This window comes from Sphingomonas sp. Leaf407, assembly GCF_001425385.1.
Classification (GTDB): domain Bacteria; phylum Pseudomonadota; class Alphaproteobacteria; order Sphingomonadales; family Sphingomonadaceae; genus Sphingomonas.
Window position 1 is genome coordinate 49,575 of sequence record NZ_LMQO01000004.1, and the last position, 26,780, is coordinate 76,354.

Consider the following 26,780-nt stretch of genomic DNA (forward strand, 5'->3'; position numbering starts at 1 on the left):
CAACACGATATATAAAGGCGGGAGATAATGGGGGACTGATTCGAGATGCGTTGCCAAATCCGTTGGGTTCACGGCCTGCTGGCCGGCACGATGCTGACAAGCACTACCGCGCTGGCGCAGTCGCAAGCATCTGCTGCGGCTGCAGAGCAGACTGTGGCAGAAGGCTCCGAAGAGGGTCAGGAGATCGTCGTCACCGGCTTTCGCGCCTCACAGCGTTCGGCGACCAAGGCGAAGCGCGACTCCGCCGTCATCCTCGATGCCGTTTCGCAGGATGATGTGGGGCGGCTGCCCGACCTCAACATCGTCGAGGCCAGCCGGCGGATCACGGGTGTGTCCGTAGTCGGCGGTGCCGATCCGACCAAAAACCGCGACATCTATCAGCGCGCCACGATCCGCGGGCTCGATCCCAGATACAATCTGGTGACGATCGACGGGATCCCGCTGGCCTCGCCCGACTGGGTGTTCCGCGGCGCGCGGCTCGACATGCTGCCGTCGTCGCTCGTGTCGCGGATCGAGGCGGTCAAGAGCGTCACCGCGCAATATGATCCGCACGCGCTGGGCGGCCGGATCAACATCGTGTCCAAGAGCGCCTTCGACGGACGCGGCGACCGATTCTTCGTCATGAACGCCAATGGCGGCTACAACGACACCGCCGGCAAGCTCATCCGCAAGGGCGGAGCATCGGTCCGTGCGGATGCGACCAGCGCGATGCGCTTCGGTGCCGATCATACGTTCGGAATCGTCGCATCGGTGGAATATCAGCGGTTGCCGTCCAGCGCGCGCGCCGAACTGCCGGGCGACAGCAATGGTGCGGGCTGGTCGTACTTTACCGCGGCGGGTGCGCGAACGCCGTTCTCCAATCGGTCGACCGGATTCCTCGTGCCGGTGCGCAACCAGGATTATTTCTTCGAGAACATGCGAACCCGGGTGAGCGGCAATCTGAAGCTGGAATGGCATCCCGACGATGCGACGGAGGTTTCGCTGTTCGGCGGCTATTATCACGACAAGGATACCGAGACGCGGTACGAGATCCTGACGCTGCCGACCGGCGCGCCGACGGCGGTCACCGCGACGAGCGGCGCGTTCGCGCAGGGCGATCTTCAGCAGGGGCTGACCTATCAGCCGGTCACGCGCGATACCTGGCTGATCGATGCCAAGGGGCGCCATGATTTCGGCGACGGCATCGTGCTCGACACGACGCTGGCGCGCTCGAAGGCGGAATACCGCGAACTGCGCGAGATGATAAAGTACGACACCAATCCGCGCGCCGGTACGTCCTCGGCCGGGTTCCTGCCGGCGTTCGGTTATGGCTATACCATCACGGACGGCCGTCCGCGGCTTACGATCAACGATACTGCGGCTGCCAACAATCCCGACAGCTACCGCGCGCTCTATTATCGCAGCATCAACCGGGATCTCGATTCCACCGTCGATTTCGGCAAGGTCAACCTTGGCATCAACGCGACCGCCGACGATCGGGGTTTCGGGGCGAACGTGGGTGCGGCGGTCACGCGGACCGACCTGTCCTACGACCAGCGCTACACCGAATATGTCCCCGTCAATGTCGCAGGGCAGGTAACCGCCGGAACGCTGCGCGGCATCCTCTACGACAAGAACCCGACCGCCTATCTGACGCCGGCCGTTCGTTATCTCCTGATCGATCGGCAGGCGGCATGGCAGCGTTTCGAAACCAGTCGCAGCGCGTTCACCACCACCAACCAGGTCGCCAACAACGCGGCCGACGATTTTCGCGATCTGGAGACGACGAAGGCGATCTATGCGCAGGGACTGTTCCGCGCCGATCGCTTCGATGTGCAGGCGGGTGTCCGCTACGATGCGACGACGCTGGTCATCGACACGAACCAGGCGCCCACGACACGGGGTTCGACCGCATATGAGCCGGTCCGTCGGACGACCGACTATGCCTATTGGCTTCCCTCCGCGCTGGCAACGTACCAGCTCGGCGACGGAATGCGGGTGCGGGCGGGCGTATCGAAGACGATCGGCCGACCCGATTATAGCCAATATGCCGCCCGCACCTCGTTCGGAATCGGCACGGACGGGACGCTGACGATCAACACCGGCAATCCCGATCTGAAACCGCGCGAGGCGTGGAATTACGACCTGTCCTACGAATGGTACATGGGCGCTGGGATGCTGTCGGTCGCCGGTTTCGTGAAGGACATCAGGAACGAGATTTTCACGAGCAGCCAGCAGGGTCCGGTCACCACCTTCCAGGGCGTGACGTATCAAAGCGTCTTCGTCAGCACGCCGCGCAATGCCGCCGGGGCGACGGTGAAGGGACTTGAGGTCGGCTATACGATGGATCGTATCGCCGCGCTGCCGGGCTTGGGCTTCAATGCGAACTTTACGCTCCTCGACGGATCGTACCGGCAGCCGGTCAGCGCCGCGGGGATTGCATCGGGGCTGTCTGCGACCCGCAAGACGAGCGGGCTGATCCAGCAGCCGGACTACATTGCCAATATGACGCTGTTCTATGCGACCGGGCCGGTCGAACTCCGCGCCTCGTACAACCGCATCGGCCGCGCGCTGCAATCGGCCGACGGCGACACGCCGACGCGCGATCTCTACCAGGAACCGCGCCAGCAGGTCGACGTGCAGGTGCGCCTGGCCGTGCGCGAAGGCGTGGAACTGGTCGGGCAGGTACAGAATCTGACCAAGGAACCGTTCGTCGTCCGCCAGGGTACGGGTCGCGACTATCTGAACTACTTCTTCCCCGTGGGCCGGACGTTCTGGCTGGGTCTGTCGTGGAAGCCGAACTGGTGAGGGGGTTTTCCCGCATCCTCGCGCTGGCGGGCATGTGCATGCCCGCCCCACCGGCGCTGGCCGATGGCGCGCGGCCGGCCGATACCGTGCGGATCGTTTTGAAATTCGTGAAGCTTGGCGTGGCGGACATGCCAGTCGCGCGGTTCGATCCGGCATCGTGCCCGTCCTGCACGGCTGTCACTGAGCCGTTGTTCAATGCGGAGAATGCGCGCGAGACGGTGATCGCGCTGAGCGTGCCGCGTCGGCGGTCGCTGGAACTTGCCTTCCAAGGGCCGGGCAAGGCTGTTCGTCGGGTCATTCTGGAGGGCGGCGACCTGCCGTTCCGATACGATGCGGGACGCCTCGTCGTGCAGGTGCCGCCGGTCGCTGCAGATGCCGTCACCGCGGCCGAAGTGGCGACGCATATCGTCGAACCGGGCATGGTCCTGCGCTTCGAACATGCCGATCCGGTGCGACGTGCCGGTTTCTATGCAACGGGGCCGTTCCCCGACGTGCAACGCCGGGCCGCCAATGTCCTGGAGTTCGCGCAACGCGAAGTTATTCGCGAACTGGGGTTGGGCGAACAGGTCGAACGTGAGCATCTGGGGCGGATCCAGATCATGGGGTTCGATACCAACGCCCCCCACGGCCATACCGACGCCCCGCCGCACATGCACATGCACCTGCGCTGGCCAGGCAATAGGGGGACACAGATCGGGCATTATTATATCGGTGCCGACGGTCTGCTGACCCACAATCAGGTGGGAGTGAAGGATATTCCCGGCAGGGAACGCCGTTTCGGGCGTGGCGAGCCTTTCACGACGGTCGGTCCCAATGACCGTGGAATCTATACCCACCGGATCACGACCGAAGGTTGGCTGGAGCTTGGTCGGGCAGGAGAGAAACCATGTCTGATCCAGCCCGATGGCAGCACCGGCTTTCAGTCGGGTGCGACGATCCGGTGTCCCGGACACCCTGTTACACGTATCGGGGTTGAGGACGATCGATCGCGTGGCGTCATCACCGTTGCAACCGGCGCTGTAACCGAAACCTTCCGGTACGACACCGACACAGGGGAGTTGACCTCACCCGCTGCGGTCACGCCACCGGGGCCTTCCGTCTATCAGGACGAACCGATCAATCCAGCGTAGTCCGGTTGACGGGACATGTTGGCAAACGGCTCATTCCCACCCCTTTGTTTGCCGCAATGCGCGACGCAGGGCCGTTGCCCGTGCCCGTCGCCGACACGGCCATGGCTGGCTGTTCCAACGCAAGGCGTTGCTGGCGCGTCGATTGGCAGAGGTCGAAGCGAAGATTGCAGCCGATGCGCTGGAGGACGTGCTCGCCCCGCTCGTCGATCCGGATCACCGATCTGCTCGCCGACGTAGGTCGCTGGACCGGCCTCACTGGCTGTTTCACCCATCTAACGACGGGGCGGGCGCAAGCGACTGGCGCGATCAGCCCGCACAAGGGCAGCGAACCGGCCACCTCTTTCTACACGCACGTCTCCGACCGCTATGCGCCGTTCCATTCCGGGGTCATCTCCGCCGGGGCCGGCGAGGCGGCGCATGTCCTCGACGGTCTGCTCCATCACGGTGCCGATCTCGCGATCGAACGCCACCATACCGATGGGGGCGGCGTCTCCGATCATGTCTTTGCACTATGCCACCTGCTCGGCTTCCGCTTCGCGCCGCACATCCCCAACATTGCCGTCCGGCGCCTGCACCGGTTCGCCGACATGCGGCTTGGACCGGACATCGCCCCGCTCGCAGCGCAGCCGATCGACGAGGCGCTGATCGCCGACTACTGGAACGACACGATCCGGCTCGCGACCTCGATCCGCACCGGCGGCACCAGCGCATCAACCTGACCGGCGACTATCTCTCGGCCGGCCCCGGCGCACCAAACGGTAAGCTGCGACCCCTGCGTCAGATCACCCGGCTGCCGGCATGATCGTCGCTACCGTATGTCTGTGCCCCTTCTACGTGACGCTCCCTTGCCGTAGCGTTCGCGGTCGCCAGCAATGACACCAGCGCTGGCGCCATTCGGCGCGAATAGGTCAATATGAAGATCCCCCGATCAACGATATGATGTTACATTCTACTAGTACTACCTGGGCACTTTGACATCAGAGGGCAGTCGAAGGCGTTTTTGGCAGTGTGGGCATAGGACGGGTGGAACGAGGCGCTCGAAGAGTTTGCCGATGATGGCTTGTCGGACCGTGGGCAGGCTTGGCGCTGGCGGTGGTCCCGGTAGTCGGGTGGTTATTTTTTCCCCGCCCCGTCCGACGATATTCGGCGAGGTGCAGATGCTGGAGATAGGCACAGGCAATGCATGCCATCAGCGCATGTCGGTGCAGGCCGGTCCATGAGCGCCCTTCGAAATGGTCGAGGCCCAGTTCCTCCTTCAATTGCTGGTGACCCTGTTCGCATACTCAGCGCGCCTTGGTCGCTCCTGCCAAGTCACGGCGCGTCGTGTCGGCCGGCAGGTTCGACAGATAGTATTTGCGCTCGCCCGACGAGCGCCATTCGCCGACCAGCCAGACCTCCGCGCCGGGCAGGTGACGGTTGTTGCCCCAGGTCGGGCCATCGCCGACGCGCACCCGGCACATCGCAAACCGGGCCGTCAGCTTGCCCCTGGTCCCGTGCCGCCACGCGACATGTCGCCACTTCAGCCCGGCCAACAGCGTCTCGGCGTCGCATGGCTCCCTGTCCGGTGTCGGCTTGCAGGCACGTCCAACACGAGCCACGATCCGCACATCGGCGTCGTATATTTTCTGGTTCTTCGCGATGCCTACCGCCCAGCGTAGCCCGCGTGCATCCAGTCCGTGACGGAAAGCCGCGCTGGTACCGCAGCCGGCATCGGCCAGTACGGTACCAAAGCGCACACCGGCTGCCTGGATACGATCGATCTCCGCCAATGCGATCTTGCCTTTCGTCCACGGCATCATCGCATCTTCGGGCACACCCCCCTGCAAGCAGCGGCCTGGCTCGTTCGTCCATGCTTCGGGCAGGAACAGCCGTAGCCCGAGCGGAACCGGCACCTCGCCTTGCGCCAGCGTCGAGGAAACCAGCGACTGGCAGTTCGCCTGTTTGCCCAGTGCGCCGCAGTATTGCCGCGCCACCCAGACCGACAGCACTCCCTTCTTCGGCAAGGCCGTGTCGTCGATTACCAGATAAGCGTCAGGCCCGCCCACCAGGCGATCCGCTTCGTGCGCCAGTTGCGTCCAAAGCGGCGCATCGTCCCAGGCCGGGCTGGCAATGAAATGCTGGAGCTGATCGTGACCCGGCAGCCCCAGTCGCGCCACCATTGGCGACAGGCTCTTGCGGTCGCCCGGGCCCAACAGCCCCCGCAGGTACAATGGTGCCCACACCCGACGCGTCTTGCGCCCCGTCACTGCCAGAAACGGCGCCGGCCACGCATCCAGTTCCTGCACCCTCTCACGAACGCCAGCCATCGCTACCTCGCATGCCAGCAGGGGTAGCACCCACGCTACGTTAAACTGCCCAGGTAGTGCTAGGGCCGATCGACATTCCTTCGCGCGTCGTCACCCCGGACTCGTTCCGGGGTCCACCTGGCCGCAAATGCGGTCAATGGAGGCTCAAGGCATACCGATTGCCGAGCCGTGGACCCCGGAACAAGTCCGGGGTGACGAAAGGGGCGGCTGTGTCGGCCGAAGATGACGATGACTGGCCGGAAATGCTGAATGTCGATCGACTCCAGTAGAATCGTTCACCAACTGGACCCCGGCCTTCGCCGGGGTACGCCGAGCCTCAGCAATCGACGGCACTTTCGCAGAGGAATCCTTGTCAGGGGGGAGCAGTACGATCAGAAACGTGCGCCGACCTCGACGCCGTAGAAGCGCGGCTCGCCCCGGATATAGGTGGGCACGCCGAAGCCGCCGCCGGTGTTGCCGCCATCGATCAGATAGCGCTCGTTGGTCAGGTTGCGGGCGAAGCCGCCGATCAGGAAGCGTCCGTCGCGGCCGATCTCGACCCCGGCACGCGCGTTGACCAGCGTATAGCCGCCCTGCGCGATCGCCGGATTGTTCGGCAGTTCGAAGAACACGCGCGAGCGATAGGTGACGCTCGGCACCGCATACAGCGTCAGCCCGCCCAGCGGCACCCGCAGGTTCGCGCCGCCCGAGGCGGTCATATCGGGCTGGAGACGGAAGCGATTGCCGGCGAACACGCCGTTGGTCGCGTCCTTTCCGATGCCGCCGTCGAGATAGGCGAAGGTCCCGAACAGCGACAGGACGCGCCCGATCGCGAGATTGCCTTCCAGCTCGACGCCGAGGTTGTCGGCCGACCCGGCCGAACGGGTGGTCGTCACACCGTTCTCGGTCCCGCTCACCTGAAACCCGTCATAGCGTTGGTAGAAGACCGATGCCGCGCCGCTGAACGGCCCGACCCGTCCCTTGATGCCGCCTTCGTAATTCCACACCAGCTCTTCGGGCACGATCTGCAGCGCGGGAATGACGGCGGCGGTCGCCGCCGTGCCGGTCCGCGCGGCGGCCAGTTGCACCACCGGCGAGCGGCGGCCCTTGCTGACCGTCGCGTACAGGTTCACCGCATCGCTCAGCCGGAACAGCGCGTTGAAGCGCGGCAGCACGGCGGCGAAGCTGCGCTCGGCCTCGAACTTCGCACCCCCGGTGCTGGCGGTGCCGAGCAGGCTGGTGAACACCCCCGCCCCGGCAAGGATGCGCGAGAAGGGCTGGACCGAGCTGTATTGCGACTGGCGATTTTCGATCAGTACCCGCGCGCCGGCGGTCAGCTCCAGTTGCGGCAGCGGCAGCCATGTCGCGTCGGCGAACACCGAATAGGTATCGTTGTTGCCGTAATTGGCGAATTCCGACGCATAGGGCAGCACGGTGGCCCCCCCCCGCGTCAGCAGCGCGGTGGCGCGCGTCGCCGGAATCGTGCCGTTGGCGGCAACGCAGCCCGCGCCGGTAGGCACGCCCGCCGCATTCAGCCCGGCACGGACGCCGGCATAGGCCCCGGCGACCGAACAGGCGAGATAGGTGCCTTCCTCGGTCGAGAAGGGGACGCGCTGATAGCCGTTCTCGAAAAAGGCGTTCCAGCCGAACGACGCGCGTGCCTTTTCACCGGTGAAGGCGAAGCGGCCTTCGTGGCTCCACTGGTCGCCCTTCGCATCCTCGGCGAATTCGAGATACCATGCCGGTCCGCCATCGGCGTCGAACGTTTCGAGGCTGTTGAAGCGGCGATAGCCGTTGACGGCGGTGAAGACGACGCCCGGCGCGACGTCGACCTGCACGGTCAGGTTCGCGTCATACACGTCGCGGTCGAGCCCCAGCTTGCGCTTGCCCAGCACCTCGGCGCTCAGCGGCGATCCCGACAGTTCGGCAGCGCCATAATCGCCGGTCCGCCCGCCGGTCGGCGCGAAGGCGCGGCTCTTGAACGCGGTGCCCGGATTGCGCTGCCCGTCATAGGTGAGGACGAGGTCGGCGGTGACGGCGGGGGTCGGCGTCCAGCGCAGCGATCCGCGAAGCCCACGCTGGTCCTGCCCGTTCAGGTCGTCCTGATCGACCCGACCCTGATTCTGGTTCGGGATGGTCGCATCACCCGCGATGTTGCGGACATAGCCGTCGCGGTATTTATAGGCGAACGCCAGCCGCCCGGCGAGCGTGTCGCCCCCCGCATTGATGACACCCGACACCTGCGTCCGGTCGAAATTGCCCCGGGATGCGGCGGCTTCCACCGAGAAACCGGGGCGGGGCCGCGCGGAGATGATCGATACCGCGCCGACGGCGGCGGCGGTGCCGAACAGCGTCGCCTGCGGCCCCTTCACCACCTCGATCCGTTCGAGATCGAACAGGTCCTGATACGCCCCGCGCGACCGGCTGATGTCGACGCCGTTGTAATAGAAAGTGACGCGCGCGCCCTGCTGCGCCGATCCCGAATCCGACGTGATGCCCCGGATCACGAAGCCCGGATTATTGGCGCTCTGCTCCTGGATGACGAGGCCGGGGATATATTGCGCGACATCGGCCAGCGTCGATACGCCGAGGTCGGCCATCCGCTTGCCGGTGATGGCGGTGACGGTGAGGGGTACGTCCTCGATCCGCTGTTCCATCTTTTGCGCGGTCACGACGATCTCGGCGGCACTATCGGCATCGTCGGATGTGCGCGGCTGGACATTGGCCTGCGCGAAGGCGGTGGTCGAACAACCAAGCGCGAGCAGCGCGACGAGCGGACGCGAGAACGACATGCAATATCCCCCTAATGATGGCGCCGCCTCTAGGGGGAAGGAATGACAGTCCGGTTACGTCATCGACCTGTCGTATCAGCGACATAGGGGGCGGCTGTCCCGCTTCTGCCAAGGTTTGCCGCCCATGACGATCAACCGCCGCACCGCCCTTCGCACCATCGGCGGCAGCGCCGCGCTCGCGCTGCCCGCCGTCACGGCCCATGCCGCCCCCCCGCCCGCGCGGTTCGAGCATGGCGTGGCGAGCGGCGATCCGGCGGCGGACGGCGCGATCCTGTGGACCCGCGCGACGCCGCCCGCCGGCGCGACGGGGGACATTCCGCTCGACTGGCATGTCGCCACCAGCGAGCAGGGCACGCCCGTCGCCAGCGGCCGCGTCACTGCCCGCGCCGCGCGCGACTTCACCGCCAAGGTGGAGGTCACGCGGCTGACCGCCGGGCGCGACTATTGGTACTGGTTCACCACTGCCGACGGCACCCGTTCGCCGACCGGCCGGTTCCGTACCCTGCCGCGTGGGCGCACCGCCGATGTCGTGCTGGCAGTGGTGTCGTGCCAGCTCTATCCCGGCGGCTACTGGCACGCCTATACCGCGATCGCCGCCGAACCCCGGCTGGACGCGGTGCTGCATCTTGGCGACTATATCTATGAATATGCTCCCGACGGCTATGGCGCCGACATCGGCCGCAAGCTGAACCGCCTGCCCGAACCGGCGCACGAGATCGTCACCCTCGCCGATTATCGCACCCGCCATGCGCAGACCAAGCGCGACCCGGCGATGCAGGCGGCGCACGCCCGCGCCGCGTTCCTCTGCGTCTGGGACGATCACGAGAGCGCCAACGACGCTTGGGTCGGCGGGGCCGAGAACCACGATCCCGCGACCGAGGGCGACTGGGGCAAGCGCAAGGCGGCGGCGATGCAGGCCTATTTCGAATGGATGCCGATCCGCGATCCCAAGCCGGGCCAGCCATGGGCGGCGATCAACCGCGCGTTCGACTTCGGCGATCTGGCGACGCTGGTGATGGTCGAAACCCGCCTGCTCGCCCGGTCGGAACAGGCCGCGCCCAAGGGAGCCGGCATCGCGCCCGACGATTATGCACGGATGATGGCGATCCGCGCCCGCCCCGACCGCGAATTGCTGGGCAAGGGGCAGCAGGACTGGGTCGAGGCGCAGCTCGCCCGGTCGGTCGCGGCGAAGCGGCCATGGCAGCTCCTCGGCAATCAGGTGGTGATGGCGCGCGTCCCCGGCCCCGATCTTGCCGCAGCCCTCGGCGATGCCGGCTATGCCGAGTTTCTTGCCAAGGCACCCGCCGCCTATCGCGACCGGATCGCCGAGGGGCAGGCATCGTACAAGGCGGGACTGCCGTTCAACTTCGATAGCTGGGACGGCTATCCCCCGGCGCGCGAGCGGCTCTATGCCGCGTTCCGCCGGGCGGGGTCGCGGCCGATCGTGCTGTCGGGGGACAGCCATGCCGGCTGGGCGAACGATCTGCACGACGATGCCGGCCGCCTCGTCGCCGCCGAATTCGGCGCGACCGCGATCTCCAGCCCGTCCTATGGTTCGATCCTGCCCGGCATCGGCACGATCATCGCCGATGGCAGCCCGGAGGTCCGCTACTGCGATCAGGACCGCAAGGGCTATCTGCTGCTCACCCTGACGCCGACCCGCGCGCAGGCGCAGTTCCGCACCGTGTCGAGCGTGATCGAACCGACCTTCACCACCGCAACCACCGCGCGCTGGTCGGTCGCGGCGGGCAGCGTGGCGCCGATCGTCGAGGAGTAGGACTAGGGCCGATCGACATTCCGTCGGCCGTGCCGCCAGCAACGACCATTTCCGTCACCCCGGACTGGTTCCGGGGTCCACCGTGCAGCGATTGATGCCGCTCGAAACACTTGCGACAGCGTTTGCGACCAAGTGGACCCCGGAACAAGTCCGGGGTGACGAAGGAGGATGGCGTTTTCGACTACGAACTGCACCGGAATAGCTGAATGTCGATCCCCACTAGCCCCGCAACACGTCGTGCAGATCGGTCCACGCGACGTCGTAGCGCGCGTTGTCGGTCGGGGCCGACGGCGCGCGCCCGTCGAACATGTTGTGGAGATACTGCATCCCCTGCCAAGCCGGGAACACCGAGGTGCGATCGGGGAACAGCCGCCGCGTCGCCCCGATCAGCCGAGCGAGGCCGTTCAGCGATCCGGCGCGCAGCACGCCATAGCGCTTGCCCGTCACCTCGCCCATCACCCCGGCGAGGTCGCGCGCGCTGACGCTGGCCCCGGCGATGTGCAGGTCGCGTGGTGCTGCGGTATCGAGCGCGGCGGCGGCGGTATAGGCGGCGACATCATCCTTGGTCGTCAGCGCGAAGCGGGTGTCGGCATCGCCCCAGTACAGCACCCGCCGCACCGGCCGCTGGATCAGCGGCATCTGCCCATTGAGCATGTCGGCGAACGCACCGTTGAAGATCGAGGTGGCGAGGATCGGCGCGGTGTCGAGCCGGGTGCGAAAGGCGCGACGCAGGTCGAAATTGCGATTCGTGCCCGTCGGCAACGCGGTATAATCGATCGAGAAGTCGGAAGGCACGAACCGCGCCGCCCCGCCACCGATCGCCGCGTCGAGCAGCCGGGTCTGCGTATCGAGGATCGTCTCGCCCAGACCGTTCAACGCCGACACCACGCAGCGGGCATCACGGCATGCGCGGACCAAAGCCGCCGCATCGCTATAGTCGACGGCGACGACCTCCGCACCGGCCGCCGCCAGCGCCGCGGCGTCGCCCCCCGGCCGGACCAGCGCGCGTACCACCGCACCGCGCGCGAGCCCCGCACGGACGATCCGCCCGCCCAGATCACCGTTCGCACCGGCGACGACGATCGTTTCTGTCACATCCTTGCGTATCATTGCGGTTAGCGAACCACCCTGCCGTCCGTGCGTTCCCTACGCGCACCACCGCGAAACGGGAACAGCCATTGGACGAAGCGATCACCGGGCCCCGCTGCCCGATATGCGGCAACGATCGCTGGCATGCGCGCGCGCTGCCCGAATGCACCCATTGCGGCCTCGCCGTCGCCGATCTGCGTTTCGACGCGGTGGCGCTGCGCGAGGCGATCCGCGCGCATCTGGTGGGAGGAGCGGCAACCGGCTTCACGCTCGCGCCGCATGCCCGGCGCAACGCGGCATGGGCGCTGGGGATGATATGGGAGGCGGAGCGCTGGCACCCGACCACGCCGCGCTCGCCCGACGTGACGCTGGGCATCATCGCCCGCGCCGGCGACAGCGACACGGTGGCGGCGATGCTCGCGGCGCTGCGGCCAAGGTTCCCCAAGGCGATCGTCGTCCTCGACGGCACGATTGGCGATGCCGCCACTCTCGCCATGCAGGCGCGCGGCGTGCAGGTCATGGCGCATCCGCTGGGCGGCGACTTCGCCGCGCAACGCAACCGGGTGCAGGCGCTGGCGGAAGGATGGGTGCTGCACCTCGACACCGACGAACGGCCCGACGACGCGCTGCTCGGCGCGCTCGGCTGGCTGACGGCGGCGGCCGATCGCGACGGTCTGTGCGCGCTGGGCCTCGCCCGGCGCAATCTGGTCGACGGGGTGCAATCGGCGCTGTGGCCCGACATTCAGTACCGGCTGGTGCGCAGCGACATCCGCTTCGCCGGCCGGGTCCACGAACGCCCCGACGTACCGTTCGAGCGGACCTCGCTGGCGCTGACCGGCGCGATCGATCACCGGCTCGACCGCACCCGCGTACTCGCACGATCGAAAGTCTATGAGGCGATGTCCGCCGGGGCCGGCCGCCCGACCGATGAAGCCGCCTTGCTCCGCCCGTTCACCGCCGCGACATAAACCGCCGCCGTCTCCGTCGCCAGGCTCGTCCGGGTGAAGCGCCCCGCCGCCACCCGCGCCGCCGCCGACAGGGCGGCGCGCAACCCGCCGTCGCGCAGCATCCGCCGCAACACGTCGCCTAGCGCCAGCGCCGTGCAATTCTCCGCCAGCAGCCCCGCGCCGCTGTCGCCGACGAACAACCGCGCGCTCGGGTCCTCGCCACACGCCGCGATCGGCCGGGCGAACATCATCGCCTCCTGATACACCAGCCCGAAACTTTCGTAGCGCGACGGCGCGACCACCATGTCCGCCGCCGCCAGTTGCGCGTGCAGCGTGTCATCGTCGACGCGGTGAAAGGAATCGATCCGGCGCAGCGCCGCCGGCGGCAGTCCGTCCAGTTCGTGGCGATGCAGCCCGATCACCGTCAGCCGAAAATCGGGCAGCTCCCCCGCATCGGCCTCCGCCGCCAATGCGGGCAGCGCGCCGATCAGCGCATCGGTCCCTTTACGCGGTTCGTTGCGCCCGACGAACAGCATCCGCAGAATGTCGTTGCCCGGCGGATAGGATGCCGCCTGCCCCGCCGCGACGATCGCGGGGTCGAGGCTCAGGCCGACCACCGCATGACCCGGCCCCGGCGGTGCCGTGCGGTACAGCGCGGCGATCTTCGCGCCATGCGCCGCGGTATTGGAGATGAGCCCCGCCGAGGCGCGCGCCGCCACCGCCTCCACCATCACCGCCCCCCGCCGATCGATCCGGTCGCGCAAGGTTACGGGCGGGGCGGCGCTGGTCGCGACCGGCGTGGAATTGCGCGTGACATAGGGCACCGGCCCGGTCAGTGCGATCCATAGCCCCGGCGCATACCAGTTCGTCCCCTCGACCACGTCGAACGGGCGTTCGGCATGCAGCCGCCGCACCGTCCCCGCGATCATCGCCGGGCCGCACAAATGGCCGATGCCGGGCCAGCGCCGCAGCCATGCCAGCCAGCCGCCGCCGCCTGCGCCGACCACCTCGACCGCGCCGTCGCGCTCGCGCCCCGACCGGTCCATCGTCACGACGCGCACGTCATGCCCCGCCCCGGCCAGCGCCTGCGCGATCTCGCGCGCGGCGCGCGACAGGCCGCTCTTCTCGGGCGGATAGGCCCAGGTGACGATGCCGATCCTCATTTGAGCGCGATCAACTGGCGGTAGAGCGCGACATAGTCCTCGGCCATCCGCCGGGCGGTGAACCGCGCCTCGAAGCGTTCGCGCACCCGCGCCCGGTCGAGCGTTTCGATCCGCTCCAAGGCGGCGACCGCCTCGTCCTCGCTGCCGACGACGAAGCCGGTAACGCCCTGCTCCACCACCTCACGCGCGCTGCCCCGGTCCCATGCGATCACCGGCGTGCCGCACGCCATCGCCTCGATCATCACCAGCCCGAACGGCTCGGGCCAGTCGATCGGGAAGAGCAGCGCCGCCGCCTCGCCCAGCAGCGCCTGTTTGGCGCGGTCGTCGACCTCGCCGACATGCACCGCATCGTCGCCCAGCAGCGGCGCGACGCTGTCGGCGAAATAGCGCGGGTTGCCGACGTCGATCCCCCCGGCCAGCCGGATCGGTCGCCCGGCGGCACGCGCGACGCGGATCGCGACGTCGGGCCGTTTCTGGTCGGTCATCCGCCCGATGAAGGCGACGCCGCGCCCGCCCGGCCCTGCCCGGAACCGTTCGGGCGGAATGCCGTGGTGGACGATGCCGGCGCGGTTCGACCGGGGCAGGTCGCGCGCCTGCGCCGCCGAGATCGCCGCGACCGGCAGCTCGGGAAAGCTGCGAAAGAACAATTGCCGGTCCAGCTCGTCCAGCCGCCAGTGGACCGTCGTCAGGCTGCACCCGATCCGGTCGCCTAGCACCGCCGCATGGGCGAACTCGCCGTGGCAATGCACCATGTCGAACCGGTCGAGATAGCGCCGCAGGATGCCGAGCTGCGCCGCCTCCAGCGCGGCGGGAACCCCCGGCGCGACCGGCCCATGATGCTGTTCCAGCGTGCGCAGGCTGGGGTGCGCCGACAAATGCCGCGCGGTGGTGATGCTGTCCGACGGCGCGATCAGCGTCACGTCATGGCCCATCGCCACCAATGTCTCGGTCAGGTCGGACACGACCCGTTCGGTCCCGCCGGTCCGGCCCGGCGGGGTGGGGTAGATCACCGGGGCGAGCTGCGCGATGCGTAAAGGGACGGGCATTCCACGGGCGGAACCATCCGCCTGCGCGACGGTTCCGTCAGGGTGGTCCCAACACCACGTATTTAAACGGGAAAGTTCCGTAATGTTCATCCTACATCTTGCGTTGCAGGGCTGTCTTCGTGCGCGCGAGGTGGAATATGGCGTTACGGCCGACACCGGCGGCCACATCCGCTACCTGCTCGATCTGGTCACGGCCGGCGGGCGGCATCCCGACATCGAACGGCAGGAAATCGTTACCCGCGCGTTTCGCGGCGGTCCGGCAGGCGAGGGCTATTGGCGCGCGGTCGAATCGATCGATGCGACGACCCGCCTCGTCCGCCTGCGCTCGGCGAGCGATGCCTATATGGCCAAGGAAGCGCTATGGGGCGAACATGAAACCACGGTCGATGCGCTCGTCGCCCATATCGCGACGCTCGACCGCCGGCCCGACCTGATCCATGCCCATTATGCCGATGCCGGCGCGGTGGCGGCGGCGATCAAGGACCGGCTCGGCATCCCCTATCTGTTCACCGCCCATTCGCTCGGCCGGGTCAAGCGGACTGCGTTCGGCACCGATTGCGCCGAGACGCAGGGAATCGACCGCCGCATCGCGATCGAGGACCGCGCGATCGCCGGGGCCGCCGCGATCATCGCCTCCTCGCGCGACGAGGCGGAGGTGCAGTACGCCGGCTATCCGAGCTACGATCCCGGCCGCATCCGCATCATCCCGCCGGGCAGCGATCTCGCGCTGTTCGCCGGCACCTGCACCGATACGCTGGTCGACGCCCGGATCGACCGGTTCCTCGCCGATCCGACCAAGCCCGCGATCCTCGCCATCGCCCGGCCGGTCAGCAAGAAGAACCTCGCCGCCCTCGTCCATGCCTATGGCCGGTGCCCCGCGCTGCAGACCGCCGCGAACCTCGTCATCGTCGCCGGCACCCGCGACGATCCGCGCAGCCTCGAACCCGAACTCGCCGGCAACATGGCCGAACTGTTCGCGCTGATCGACCGCTACGACCTGTACGGATCGGTAGCACTTCCCAAGAGTCACGCCCCGCACGAAGTCCCGGCGATCTATGCCTATGCCCGCGCGCGGCGCGGCGTGTTCGTCAACCCCGCGCTCAACGAACCGTTCGGCCTGACGCTGCTCGAAGCCGCCGCCTCGGGCCTGCCGTTGGTCGCGACCGACAGCGGCGGGCCGAACGACATCATCGAAGGCTGCGGCAACGGCATCCTCGTCGATCCGCGCGATCCGCATGCCATCGGTCAGGCGGTGCTGAAAATCCTCTCCGACGACATGCTGTGGGACCGGTATTCGCAGGCCGGGGCGGTCGCGGCACGGCTGTACGACTGGGACGGCCATGTCGAACGCTATGTCGAACTGGCGCAGGCGGTCATCGCCCCGCCGGCCCCGGTGATGGAGTCGCCGCGTCTGCTGCTCGTCTCCGACATCGACAACACGCTGCTCGGCGAGGCGGAGGCCGCCGCCGCGTTCAACCTGTGGCACGGCGACCAGCGCGACATGGCGTTCGGCATCGCCACCGGCCGCAGCCTGCACAGCGCGCTGGCGATCCTCGCGCAGAACCATGTCGCGCCGCCCGCCGTCATGATTACCTCGGTCGGATCGGAAATCTACCACCGCGTCCACGGCGGCGTCTATGCCCGCGACGATGCGTGGACCCGGCGGATCGACGCCGGCTGGGACCGCGCTGCCATCGCGCGGCTGCTCGCCACCGTCGACCATCTCCGCCCGCAAAGCCCGCTCGAACAGCGCAGCCACAAGCTCAGCTATTTCACCGGCGGCGAGGCGGACATCACCGAACGGGTGCGCGACCTGCTCGCCGCCGCCGGCGTCACCGCCTCGGTGATCCACAGCCACAACCGCTATCTCGACGTGCTGCCGCTCGCCGCGTCGAAGGGTACAGCGGTCGAATATGTCCGTCAGCATCATGGCCTGCGCCCCGATCAGGTGATCGTCGCGGGCGACAGCGGCAATGACGTCGAGATGCTGCGCGCCTGCGCCCGATCGATCATCGTCGGCAATTATTCGGATGGACTGGCGGAGCGCGCCGACCTCGCGCACAGCTATGTCGCGCGGACCGGCTATGCGTTCGGCATCATGGAAGGCGTCGCCCATTTCCGCGCGCAACCCGACCGGCGGCTGATCGCGTGATTTCGGTCTGCACGCTGGTGCGCGGCCGCGAGGGGCATCTTGCGCAGTTGCTTGCCGGCATCGCCCGCCAGACGCAGGCCCCGGACGAAGTCGTCATCGCGTACATGCAGGACGCCGCCCCCACCGGCCTGCCCGATCCCGGCGTGCGGGTGTGTGAGGTGTTCGTCCCCGGCGATCCGATGCCGCTCGCCCGCGCGCGCAACGCCGCCGCTGCCGCCGCAGAGGGCGACACGCTGATCTTTCTGGATGTGGACTGCATCCCCTCGCCGACGCTGGTCGAACGCTATGCCGCCGTGCTGGCCGACGCGCCCGGCGTCTATCTCGGCGAAGTCCGCTATCTGCCGCCCGGCCCGGTCGATCCGGCGGCGCTGCCGTACATCGGCCAGCGCCACCCCGCCAAGCCGGCGCTCGCCGACGCCGAGGTCCGCCCGGTGCCGAGCCACGGCGAACTCTGGGGCCTGTCGTTCGCCCTCCCCCGCAGCGCATGGGATGCGGCGGGCGGCATGGACGAGGGCTATGTCGGCTATGGGGCTGAGGAAACCGACTTCGCGTGGCGGCTCCACGCGGCGGGCGTGCCGATGGCATGGGTCGGCGGCGCGGTCGCATGGCATCAGCATCACGCGGTCCACGTCCCCCCGCTCCACCAGTTCGACCCGATCCTGCGCAATGCCGCCCGCTTCCGCGAACGCTGGGGCCGGTGGTGCATGGACTATTGGCTCGGCCAGTTCGCGGATGCCGGACTTATCCGCTGGACCCCCGACGCGACCGCGATCGAACGCCTGCGCGACCCTACCCCTGCCGAGATCGCCGCCAGCCGGCGCTGGGATGCGTTGTTCAGTTAGCTGGGATCGGCATTCAGCCAGACGTTGGCTTTTGGTGGCTCCCCTCCCTGGAAGGGAGGGGTTGGGGGTGGGTCGGCCCGAGAGGAAACGTAAGCGCTCCACAACCGGCCAACCCACCCCCACCCCCTCCCTTTCAGGGAGGGGAGCAGATTGGGAAGCCATTTCGTTAAATGTCGACCCGACCCAGGACCGAATCCACCAAATCTGCATGCCCGCTCGATACCCGCCGCACATCGTCCGCCTATCGTCCGATCGATCACGACGATGGAGGTTCCGATGCGCACGGTCCGGCGACCCACCTTTCCCTGGCGGCTTCTCGGATGGGGCGGCCTTGCCGCGTTGTTGCTGTTGCCATGGGCGGCGGGCGCACCATGGACGCCGGCGGATTACGGCTTCGCCGCCGCGATGTTCGCCGCACTCGGCGGGATGATCGAGCTGGCGGTGCGCACCTCGGGCAACCCCGCCTATCGCGCGGGCGCGATCGTCGCAATCGGCACCGCCTTCCTGCTGCTATGGAGCAACGCCGCGGTCGGCCTGCTCGGCGACGGGGATAATCCGGCCAATGCGATGTTCCTGATCGTCCTCGCCATCGCCATCCTCGGCGGGCTGTTCGTCCGGTTCGGCAGCGCCGGCATGGTCCGCGTGATGCAGGGCACCGCGCTTGCCCAGTTGCTTGCCGGCACGCTCGGCTGGACCTTGGGCTGGGCCGCGCCGGGCGGGCAGGGCGTGTATGAAGTCACGCTCGGCGTCGCCCTGTTCGGCACGCTCTGGCTGGTCGCCGCGGGATGCTTCGCCCGCGCCGCGCGTCACTCCGCCCAGAGCCGTACCGCCAGCCCTTCGATATAATCGGCGGCATGGGCGGCGGCGGCGGGATCGTACAGCGCCGCCAGCGCCGCAGGATCGAGCGCCTTCGCCGCGTCGAGCAGCCCGCGCCATGGGCTGAGTGACCCCGGCCAGCGGTGCAGCGCCACCGCCGCGCCGACCTCGGCCAGCCGGTCGGCCTTGCGCGTCTGTTCGGCGAAATAGCGCCATTCGGGCGCGCAGATATAGGGCCGGCCGACCCGCGCGATCTCGTGCACCGTATTGTCCCCGGCCGACGCGATGACGACGTCGGCTGCCGCGATATGATCGGTGACGTTCGCGACCCAGCCCTTCTCCACCAGATTGCCGAAGTCGGTTTCATGCCCCTCGCGGTGGACCGGTCCGATCACCAGCCACAGCGCGTCCGGCACCGCCCGCGCCGCCATCGTCAGCGGCGCATAGGGCGTCCCCGCCCCGCCCCCGCCGGTGAGCACCAGTACGACCTCGCGGTTCGGATCGATCCCCAGCCTTGCCCGCGCCTCGGCTTTCGATGGCACCGGATCGGTCGTGGTACACAGGCCGCCGGTGTAGCAGGTCTTGGCCCGCGCCCAGTCGGGGAAATCATCCTGCTCGATGCCCTCATCGAACGGCGCCAGCAAGCCAACGCACGCCTGATAGGCACCGAGATGCCCCGGATCGGTCCGGTCGCCGTGCATGCGGATCTTGATCGCCGGCACGCTCGCGATCCGCGCCATCAGCGCGATCTCTGCCGACACGTCGACCACGAACAGCGCAGGGCCGACATCGTCGAGATGGTCGAGGATCGTGCGCATCGTTCGCCGCGTCGCCGCGACGCCCAAGGGTACGCAATGCAGCACCTCGGGCGTCGGCTGGTCGAACAGCGCAGCGGTGGGCACCGGCGCGCCGATCATGTTGGGCAGTTCGATCAGCTCGATCGGCCGGTCGAACCCGTCGAACAGGTCGGGCCGCGCACACAGGATCGTCACGCGCCGTTCGGGCGGCAGTTCGCGGATGATCGCCATCGCGCGATTGGCGTGTCCGCGCCCTTGATGATGGATGAAGAAGGTGATCGGCCGTGTCGTCATATATCCCCCGGAGAACCCGACTATCGACAGCGGCGTACGCTGCGTTCCGGCCGGGGAACCCTTGTTCGCACCCGGCGTATCCCGCATAGCTAAGTTATTGCGGTAGCGCAACAATTTCCGATTCGATCGCTAGGAATTACCCATGTCCGAACGCTGGACCAGCCCCCGTCCCGGCCTGTCGCTGCTTCGGCGTGGGCACGCCCCGATCCGGGCGATCCAGGTCTATGGACAACGCTGTTCGGGCACCAACGTGCTGATCCGCTCGATCGAGGCGAACCTCGGGGCCGCCGCCTTTACGGAAAGCTGCGGTTTCAAACACTGGTTCGTCCCCGAACAGGTGTTGTTCCCGCGCGACGTGATGGTGCTGGTGATCGCGCGCGATCCCGTAGACTGGGTGCGCAGCCTGCACCGCCAGCCATGGCACGCCCATCCCGATCTCAAGGCGCTCGGCTTCTCCGACTTCATCCGCGCGCCATGGCACAGCTATTGGGACCAGGAATTCTGGGGGGTCGACGCCGACCATCCGGTGCTGGGGCGCGAGATGCTGCACGAACGCTGCCCCGTGACCGGCGACCGGTTCGCCAACCCGCTCGCCAAGCGGACCGCGAAGCTGCGCCATTGGAGCGAGCTTGGCGACCGCGCGCATCATGTCGCGCTGCTCGGGCAGGATGCGTTCCTTGCCGATCCGCAGGGGGTGATCGACGATTTGGCGGCTGCGACCGGCCTCACCCGCAGCGGACCCTTCGTGTCGCACGACAGCTACAAGGGGCAGGGTTTCCGCAAGTTCGTGCCGACCCGCTACGATCGGGTATCGGACGCCGACCTCGCCCATATCCACGCATGGCTCGACCCCGAGGTAGAGGCGCGCTTCGGCTTCGACATTCCCGCGCTTCAGGCACAGGCCGCCGAATAAACGATCAGGCGGGCCGCCGCCGCACGAGCAGCAACAGCACCGCCAGCATCGCGCCCGCCACCACCGCCCAGATCGCCAGCCCCTGCCACGGGGTATAGCCCAGCCATTCGTCGGCGACGGTGCGCAGATAGCCCGGATCGAACCGTTCGGCGAACACGCCGTCGCGCACTGCGCGCTCGACGCTGCCCGGCGCGGTGATCTCGGCGCTGGCGATCGCCATGTTGAGCACGATCGATCCTGCCAGCAACGCCGCCACCGCCAGCCGCGACCAGCGCAGCGCTCTCGCCCAGAACATGCCGATGCCGAGGCACAGGAACCCGACCGCCGGCAGCGCATGGCGCGGCCCGGTCGCATTGCCGCCGTCCCAGTAATAATAGGAGGCGTTGATGAGGAACGGCAGCACCGCCCCGCCCAGCGCCAGCCATCCGACCGCGCGGGTGCGCGCATCGGCGATCAGCATCGCGATCCCGAATGGCGCGACGATCAGGATCGGCGCGACCCACAGCATTCCCCGCCGCTCGCCGAAGGTCAGTTGATACAGGACATCGGGCTTGGGATAGGTCAGCCCGAACAGCCCCTCCTGCATCCCTGCGAAATCGGTGACGCCCGAATAGCCGAGGCGAAACACCGTCCCGAACGCGAACCAGTTATAGCCGAGCAGCAGGACCAGCGCGCTCGCCCCCGCCGCCAGCACGATACCGCAGGCGCGCACCTGTTCGGCGCGGTTCCGGTCGCGCAGGCTCCATAGCGCGTACAGCCCGACCGGCAGTCCGGCGATCAGCGCCGAATGCTCGATCAGCACCGCCCAGCCCAGCGCCAGCCCGGCAACCAGCGGATAGCGCCACGGGATCGCGGGCGACGCGCTCCCCCGCCACACCGCCCAGCCGGCGATCACCAGCAACGCCGCGACCGGCGCATGGCCGAAGATCGTCGTCGACCATCCCCAGACGGTGGTGCCCAGCCCATAGCTCAGCGCCGCGACCACGCCCGCGCTTCGGTCGCCGGTCAGCCCCCCGACCCAGCCGTAGAGCAGCATCGCCGCCAGCGCGGTAAGGCCGGCACACACCAATGCCGCGACCAGCCGGATACGGATTTTCAGGAAGCGGTTGAAGCCGGGGTCCTCGAACGCCGGGGTATAGTCGCTCGACGTCACCCCCGACACCCGGTCGGCCACCGCGACGACCGGCAGCGCGAGCAAGGTCATGCCCGGCGCCTTATCCGAATAATAATGCTCGCCGAACCGTGCCTTGTCGATCGTCAGCGGCGCGTAACGGTCGATCGTCGCATCGCCCTGTTCGACGATCGCGATCGCGGCGAACATCCGCACCGCATTGTTCGGGTTAAATTCCCACGATCCGAACCACGCGCACGAAAACCATGTCAGCAGCAGGATCGCCCAGGCGACGGGATCGCGCTGCAACGGCGGGGTCGGCATGGTCCTGCGTTCCCCGCCGCCGAAATCAGAACAGCTTGTTGAGCAGGAAGTACAGCGACCCCGACAGCAACACCGACACCGGCAGCGTCAGCACCCATGCCATCAGCAGGTTGCGCACCGTCGCCATCTGCAACCCCGACCGGTTGGCCGCCATCGTTCCGGCCACGCCCGACGACAGGACATGCGTGGTCGACACCGGCAGGCCGAGGCTGTCGGCGCCGAAGATCGTGCCCATCGCCACCAGTTCGGCCGACGCGCCCTGCGCATAGGTCAGGTGGGTCTTGCCGATCTTCTCGCCGACCGTCACGACGATCCGCTTCCACCCGACCATGGTGCCGAGCCCGAGCGCGAAGGCGACCGCGACCTTCACCCACAGCGGGATGAAACGCGTGCCCGAATCGAGCGAGCCGCGATATTCGGTCAGCACCTGCTTGTCGGCGTCGGTCAGCGCCAGCGCATTCTCCTTCGACAGCCGCTTGATCGCTTCCGACGTCAGATACATGTCGTTGCGCATGTTGCCGCTGACCGCGGCGGGCACCTTGGCCAGACGGCCATATTCGCGGACCTGCTGGTCGATCGTGCCGATCAGCGTCGATACGGCGGGCACGGTGTCGGCAGCGATCTTGTGCGAGGCGATGTAGCTTTGCGCCTGGGTGCGGGCAGTCGCTTCGTCGGGCGCGGCCTGCACCTGCGCACGCGGGCCGAGCACGCGGAGCGCGGCGGCGCTGTTGGTGGCGAACTGCGCCTCATATTGCGCGGGCACCGCGCGGTTGAGCGCATAGGCGGTGGGCACCGTGCCGATCAGGATCAGCATGATGAGCCCCATGCCCTTCTGCCCGTCGTTCGATCCATGGGCGAAGCTGACGCCGGTGCAGGTAAAGATCAGCAGGCAGCGGATCCACAGCGGCGGCGGCGTATCGGCGACCGGTGCTTCATACAGCGCGCGGTTGCGCACCAGCGTCTTCATCGCAAGAAACAGCAACGCCGCCACGCCGAAACCGATCGCTGGCGATACCAGCAGCGCCTTGCCGATGTCCGCCGCCTTGTCCCAGTCGACGCCGGCCGAACCGCTGCGCCCCTGGATGATCGCATTCGCCACGCCGACGCCGATGATCGATCCGATCAGCGTGTGCGACGACGACGACGGAATGCCGAGCGCCCAGGTGGCGAGGTTCCACACGATCGCCGCGATCAGCAGCGCGAACACCATCGCGAAGCCCGACGCCGATCCGGCGCCAAGGATCAGCTCGACCGGCAGCAGCGAGATGATCCCAAACGCCACCGCCCCCGTCGACAACAGCACGCCGAGGAAATTGAACACCCCGGACCACACAACGGCGACATGCGCCGGCATCGAATTGGTGTAGATCACGGTGGCGACCGCATTGGCGGTGTCGTGAAAGCCGTTGACGAATTCGAAGCCGAGCGCGATCACCAGCGCCAGCAACAGCAGCGCGAAGGGCATCAGCGTCAGCGGATCGACGCTGACGGCGGCGGCATCGCGATAGACGTTGTAGAACACGTATCCGAGCGCGGCGATGATCGCCACAACGAACCCAAGGGAACCGGCACGACCGAAATTGTCGTCCAGTTTCGGGCCGGGGCGTCCATCCCGCTCCAGCGCTGCGCTCGTCATCGATATTCCCCTGCCGAATGAACGGGTCGTCCTATCGACGAAGTGTGACAGCTTCACACCGCCCGGGTGTCGGCATCGCGCCGGGCGAGCGGCCCATAGCGGATGGATCAGGCTTTGGCGATATTGTTCGGTCGCATCGCCGGCACCCCGCCGGCGGCCGCGATCAGCCGGGCGGAACCGGCGTGATGACGACCCGCGCCGGGACCAGTCCGTCGGCCTCGGCGATCAGCGTGATCGGCCCCCGCGCGCCTTCGTTGGCGCGGACGATCGCCAGCGCCTTGCCGTTGAAGGCATGCCGCACCGCCGAGGGAAAGGCGGTCAGGTCGGTCGGATCGCCGTTGTCGGTCGCGACCAGCACGCCCGGCCCCTCCACCCGGAAGCGGACCGGCGGCTTGGCCGCCGGCGCGATCCGCTGCGCCGCATCGACCACGTCGAGCGTAACGAAGGCGAGGTCGCGGCCGTCCGCGGTGATCCGGTTGCGATCGACGCTGGCCTTCAACGCAGTCGCCGCACCGGTCGTCGCCACGGTTTCGCTCGCCCATGGCTGGCCGTTCTTCCACGTCACGACCTTCACCTCGCCCGGCTGGTACGTCACGAAATCCCAGCGGAAGCGATAGGCATAGGGCGCGCGCTTCACCCGGCCCTGCGATACGCCGTTCACGAACAGCTCCGCCTCGTCCGCCGAGCTGAACACCTGCACCGGCGTCACCTGACCCTCGCGGCCGGGCCAGCTCCAGTGCGGCAGGATATGCGCGAATTTCAGGGTGGGCCGCCAGCGCGCCTGATACAGCCAGTAGCGGTCCTTCGGAAAACCGGCGAGATCGACGATCCCCGAATAGGAGCTGCGCGAGGTATAATAGGGCGTCGGCTCGCCCAGATAATCGAAGCCGGTCCACACGAACTCGCCCGCGACTCCCGGATTCTGGTCGATCGCCGACCATTCGCGGTCGGGCGTCGATCCGAAATCGGCGGCGTGCAGTTCATACGCGCTCACCTGATGCGTTACCGGATCGCCGCCCGAGCCGGGGCGTACCGGTCCGCTGACGCTGCCCGACACCGGGAACAGATATTCGCCGCGACTGCTCAGCGCCGACGCGCTCTCGCTCTCGAACAATACCTTGGTCGGGAATTTCGCGCGGAAACCGGGATATTGTCCCGGCAGCGTGCGGATGCCGCCGCCCTGATAGTTGATGTTGATGACGTCGACTTCGGCCGGAAGCGGCATGTCGGGCTTGGCATAGTTCATCGCGGTCGTCGTCGGCCGCGTATCCTCCTGCCGCACGATCGACACCAGTTCGCGTGCGATCTTCGCCCCCTCCTCGCCGGTATATTGCTCGCCCACCTCGTTGCCGACACTCCACAGCATGATCGACGGGTGGTTGCGGTCGCGCCGCAGCATCGCGCGCAGATCGGCTTCGTGCCAGTCGGGAAAGATCAGGTGGAAATCGAGCGGGGTTTTCTTGCGCTCCCACGAATCGAACACCTCGTCGATCACGAGGAAGCCCATGCGATCGGTCAGTTCGAGCAGCCCCGGTGCCGGCGGATTGTGGCTCAGCCGGATCGCATTGACGCCCATCTCGCGCAGGATCTCCAACTGCCGCTCGGCCGCGCGCATGTTGAACGCCGCGCCGATCGCGCCGAGGTCATGGTGGTTGTTGACGCCGTTCAGCGTCACCGCCTCGCCATTGACCAGAACGCCCCGCGCACCTTCGAACCGGATGTCGCGCACGCCGAAGCGCGTCTCGTAGCTGTCGACCAGCCGCCCGTTCCGCCGCACCTGCGATACCGCGACATAGCGGTTGGGTGCCTGTGTCGGCGGCGGTCCCCACAGCCGCGGATGGGCGATGATGGTACGCCCGTCGAACCGGGCGGTCGCCTTTGCCGCCACCGTCTGCCGCACCGGCGCGATCCGCGCCACCGCCTTGCCCGAGCGCGCACCATTGGCGTCGAGTGCATAGAGGTCGCTCGTCACCTCGACGGTCGCGGGGGTGGTGCCGTCATTGTCGACGCTCAGCGCCAGCGTGACCTCGGCCGCCTCCTTCGACACGCTGGGCGTCCGCACGACGCTGCCCCATTGCGCGACATGCACCGGCCGGGTCTTTACCAGCCACACGTCGCGGTACAGGCCGGCGCCGGGATACCAGCGCGCCGATTCGGGCGGATTGTCGAGCCGGATCGACAACTGGTTGCGCTGGCCCGGCACGACATAGGGCGTCAGGTCGAGCCGCCAGCTATTATAGCCATAGGGCCAGCCGCCGACGAGATGCCCGTTCAGCCAGACGGTGGCATAGGCCATCGCCCCTTCGACATCGAGGAACACCGATTTGCCGCGATCGGCGGCGGCGATGTCGATCGTCCGGCGATACCATGCCGGCCCCCAGGTCCTGAGCCGCCCCATGCCGCCATAGGGACCATCCTTCAGAAACGGTCCGGCGATCGCCCAGTCGTGCGGCAACCGCACCCGTTGCCACGCGGCATCGTCGAAGGTCGCACGGACATAGGCGACGTCGCTGCCCGGATCGCCCGCCGGCCGGACATGGCGCTTCGCCGGATCGGCGATGAAGGCATTGGCGCTGGGCAGGATCCACGGTTTCAACACCCGCTGGTTCGCCGCGTCGACCACGACCGCCGCATCGGGCATGGCGTCGGCGACCTTGCCGTCGGCGCTGCGCTCGACCGCCGGCCGCACGTCGTAGCGCAGGTCGACGGTGTTCCCCGCCGGATCGCCCTGCTGGAACCGCCACTCGTCCAGCCGGATGCGTTGCGTCTGGGCCTCGGCGACCGGACTGACCAATATCGTCAGCACGATCGCGCAGGCGGCGTACCGATGATCGGGATACCGCGGCATTGTCTCTCCTTGGGCCGGATTATTTCTCGTT

The 26,780-nt window shown here is 67.7% G+C and carries 16 protein-coding genes and 2 pseudogenes; 9 read left to right on the forward strand and 9 right to left on the reverse strand.

Features of this window, described 5'->3' with window-relative positions:
• Positions 1-153: 153 nt before the first annotated feature.
• The 3 genes and pseudogenes from ASG37_RS12610 to ASG37_RS12620 all read left to right on the forward strand — a co-directional run.
• The gene (locus ASG37_RS12610; protein ID WP_055760740.1) at positions 154-2,787 is read left to right on the forward strand and encodes a TonB-dependent receptor; all 2,634 of its coding nucleotides are present in this window, start codon (positions 154-156) and stop codon (positions 2,785-2,787) included.
• Positions 2,769-3,917, forward strand: a complete 1,149-nt coding sequence (locus ASG37_RS12615) for a hypothetical protein (protein WP_156349193.1) — start codon at positions 2,769-2,771, stop codon at positions 3,915-3,917. The genes ASG37_RS12610 and ASG37_RS12615 overlap by 19 nt, the downstream gene beginning before the upstream one ends.
• Positions 3,918-3,934: 17 nt before the next feature.
• Positions 3,935-4,630, forward strand: a pseudogene (locus ASG37_RS12620) (Tn3 family transposase); the annotation flags it as partial.
• Between the two features lie 264 nt (positions 4,631-4,894).
• On the opposite strand, the pseudogene ASG37_RS12625 reads toward ASG37_RS12620, so the two are convergent.
• Positions 4,895-6,223: pseudogene (locus tag ASG37_RS12625) on the reverse strand (IS701 family transposase).
• A 371-nt stretch (positions 6,224-6,594) separates the two neighbouring features.
• Entirely contained in the window at positions 6,595-8,994 is a 2,400-nt protein-coding gene (locus ASG37_RS12630) for a TonB-dependent receptor (RefSeq protein WP_055760745.1), read from the reverse strand.
• 124 nt (positions 8,995-9,118) lie between these two features.
• Between ASG37_RS12630 and ASG37_RS12635 the strand changes: the two genes are divergently transcribed.
• Entirely contained in the window at positions 9,119-10,771 is a 1,653-nt protein-coding gene (locus ASG37_RS12635; RefSeq protein WP_055760748.1) for an alkaline phosphatase D family protein, read from the forward strand.
• 219 nt (positions 10,772-10,990) lie between these two features.
• On the opposite strand, the gene ASG37_RS12640 is transcribed toward ASG37_RS12635, so the two are convergent.
• Positions 10,991-11,866 (reverse strand): NmrA family NAD(P)-binding protein, encoded by an 876-nt coding sequence (locus tag ASG37_RS12640; protein WP_235525236.1) that lies wholly within the window; start codon positions 11,864-11,866, stop codon positions 10,991-10,993.
• Between the two features lie 83 nt (positions 11,867-11,949).
• Between ASG37_RS12640 and ASG37_RS12645 the strand changes: the two genes are divergently transcribed.
• Entirely contained in the window at positions 11,950-12,828 is an 879-nt protein-coding gene (locus ASG37_RS12645; protein ID WP_055760756.1) for a hypothetical protein, read from the forward strand.
• On the opposite strand, the gene ASG37_RS12650 is transcribed toward ASG37_RS12645, so the two are convergent.
• Both ASG37_RS12650 and ASG37_RS12655 read right to left on the reverse strand, forming a co-directional pair.
• Positions 12,750-13,970, reverse strand: a complete 1,221-nt coding sequence (locus ASG37_RS12650) for a glycosyltransferase family 4 protein (protein WP_082448448.1) — start codon at positions 13,968-13,970, stop codon at positions 12,750-12,752. The two genes, ASG37_RS12645 and ASG37_RS12650, sit on opposite strands and share 79 nt — an antisense overlap.
• Complete coding sequence (locus ASG37_RS12655; RefSeq protein WP_055760759.1) at positions 13,967-15,016, reverse strand: glycosyltransferase family 4 protein; 1,050 nt, start codon at positions 15,014-15,016, stop codon at positions 13,967-13,969. The genes ASG37_RS12650 and ASG37_RS12655 overlap by 4 nt, the downstream gene beginning before the upstream one ends.
• Before the next feature lie 82 nt (positions 15,017-15,098).
• Here ASG37_RS12655 and ASG37_RS12660 point away from each other — a divergent pair, with 82 nt between their 5' ends.
• From ASG37_RS12660 to ASG37_RS12670, 3 genes are all read left to right on the forward strand, one after another.
• The gene (locus ASG37_RS12660) at positions 15,099-17,168 is read left to right on the forward strand and encodes an HAD-IIB family hydrolase (RefSeq protein WP_055760762.1); all 2,070 of its coding nucleotides are present in this window, start codon (positions 15,099-15,101) and stop codon (positions 17,166-17,168) included.
• Positions 17,165-18,010 (forward strand): glycosyltransferase family 2 protein, encoded by an 846-nt coding sequence (locus tag ASG37_RS12665; protein WP_200909806.1) that lies wholly within the window; start codon positions 17,165-17,167, stop codon positions 18,008-18,010. Before ASG37_RS12660 ends, ASG37_RS12665 begins: the two co-directional genes overlap by 4 nt.
• 276 nt (positions 18,011-18,286) lie before the next feature.
• On the forward strand, positions 18,287-18,856 hold the full coding sequence (locus tag ASG37_RS12670) for a hypothetical protein (RefSeq protein ID WP_156349194.1): 570 nt from the start codon (positions 18,287-18,289) through the stop codon (positions 18,854-18,856).
• Here the strand turns inward: ASG37_RS12670 and ASG37_RS12675 are convergent.
• Positions 18,817-19,917 (reverse strand): glycosyltransferase, encoded by a 1,101-nt coding sequence (locus ASG37_RS12675; RefSeq protein ID WP_055760768.1) that lies wholly within the window; start codon positions 19,915-19,917, stop codon positions 18,817-18,819. The genes ASG37_RS12670 and ASG37_RS12675 overlap by 40 nt on opposite strands.
• A 142-nt stretch (positions 19,918-20,059) precedes the next feature.
• Between ASG37_RS12675 and ASG37_RS12680 the strand changes: the two genes are divergently transcribed.
• Positions 20,060-20,830 carry a hypothetical protein gene (locus ASG37_RS12680; protein WP_055760771.1) on the forward strand — a complete coding sequence of 257 codons (771 nt, stop codon included), beginning with the start codon at positions 20,060-20,062 and terminating at the stop codon, positions 20,828-20,830.
• A gap of 4 nt (positions 20,831-20,834) precedes the next feature.
• On the opposite strand, the gene ASG37_RS12685 is transcribed toward ASG37_RS12680, so the two are convergent.
• The 3 genes from ASG37_RS12685 to galB all read right to left on the reverse strand — a co-directional run bounded on the left by ASG37_RS12685 (position 20,835) and on the right by galB (position 26,749).
• Positions 20,835-22,265 (reverse strand): hypothetical protein, encoded by a 1,431-nt coding sequence (locus ASG37_RS12685; protein ID WP_055760773.1) that lies wholly within the window; start codon positions 22,263-22,265, stop codon positions 20,835-20,837.
• Between the two features lie 25 nt (positions 22,266-22,290).
• Positions 22,291-23,901, reverse strand: a complete 1,611-nt coding sequence (locus tag ASG37_RS12690) for an inorganic phosphate transporter (RefSeq protein ID WP_082448450.1) — start codon at positions 23,899-23,901, stop codon at positions 22,291-22,293.
• A 163-nt stretch (positions 23,902-24,064) separates the two neighbouring features.
• A complete protein-coding gene (gene galB / locus ASG37_RS12695; protein WP_082448452.1) occupies positions 24,065-26,749 on the reverse strand; it encodes a beta-galactosidase GalB in 2,685 nt (894 codons plus the stop codon).
• Positions 26,750-26,780 lie beyond the last annotated feature (31 nt).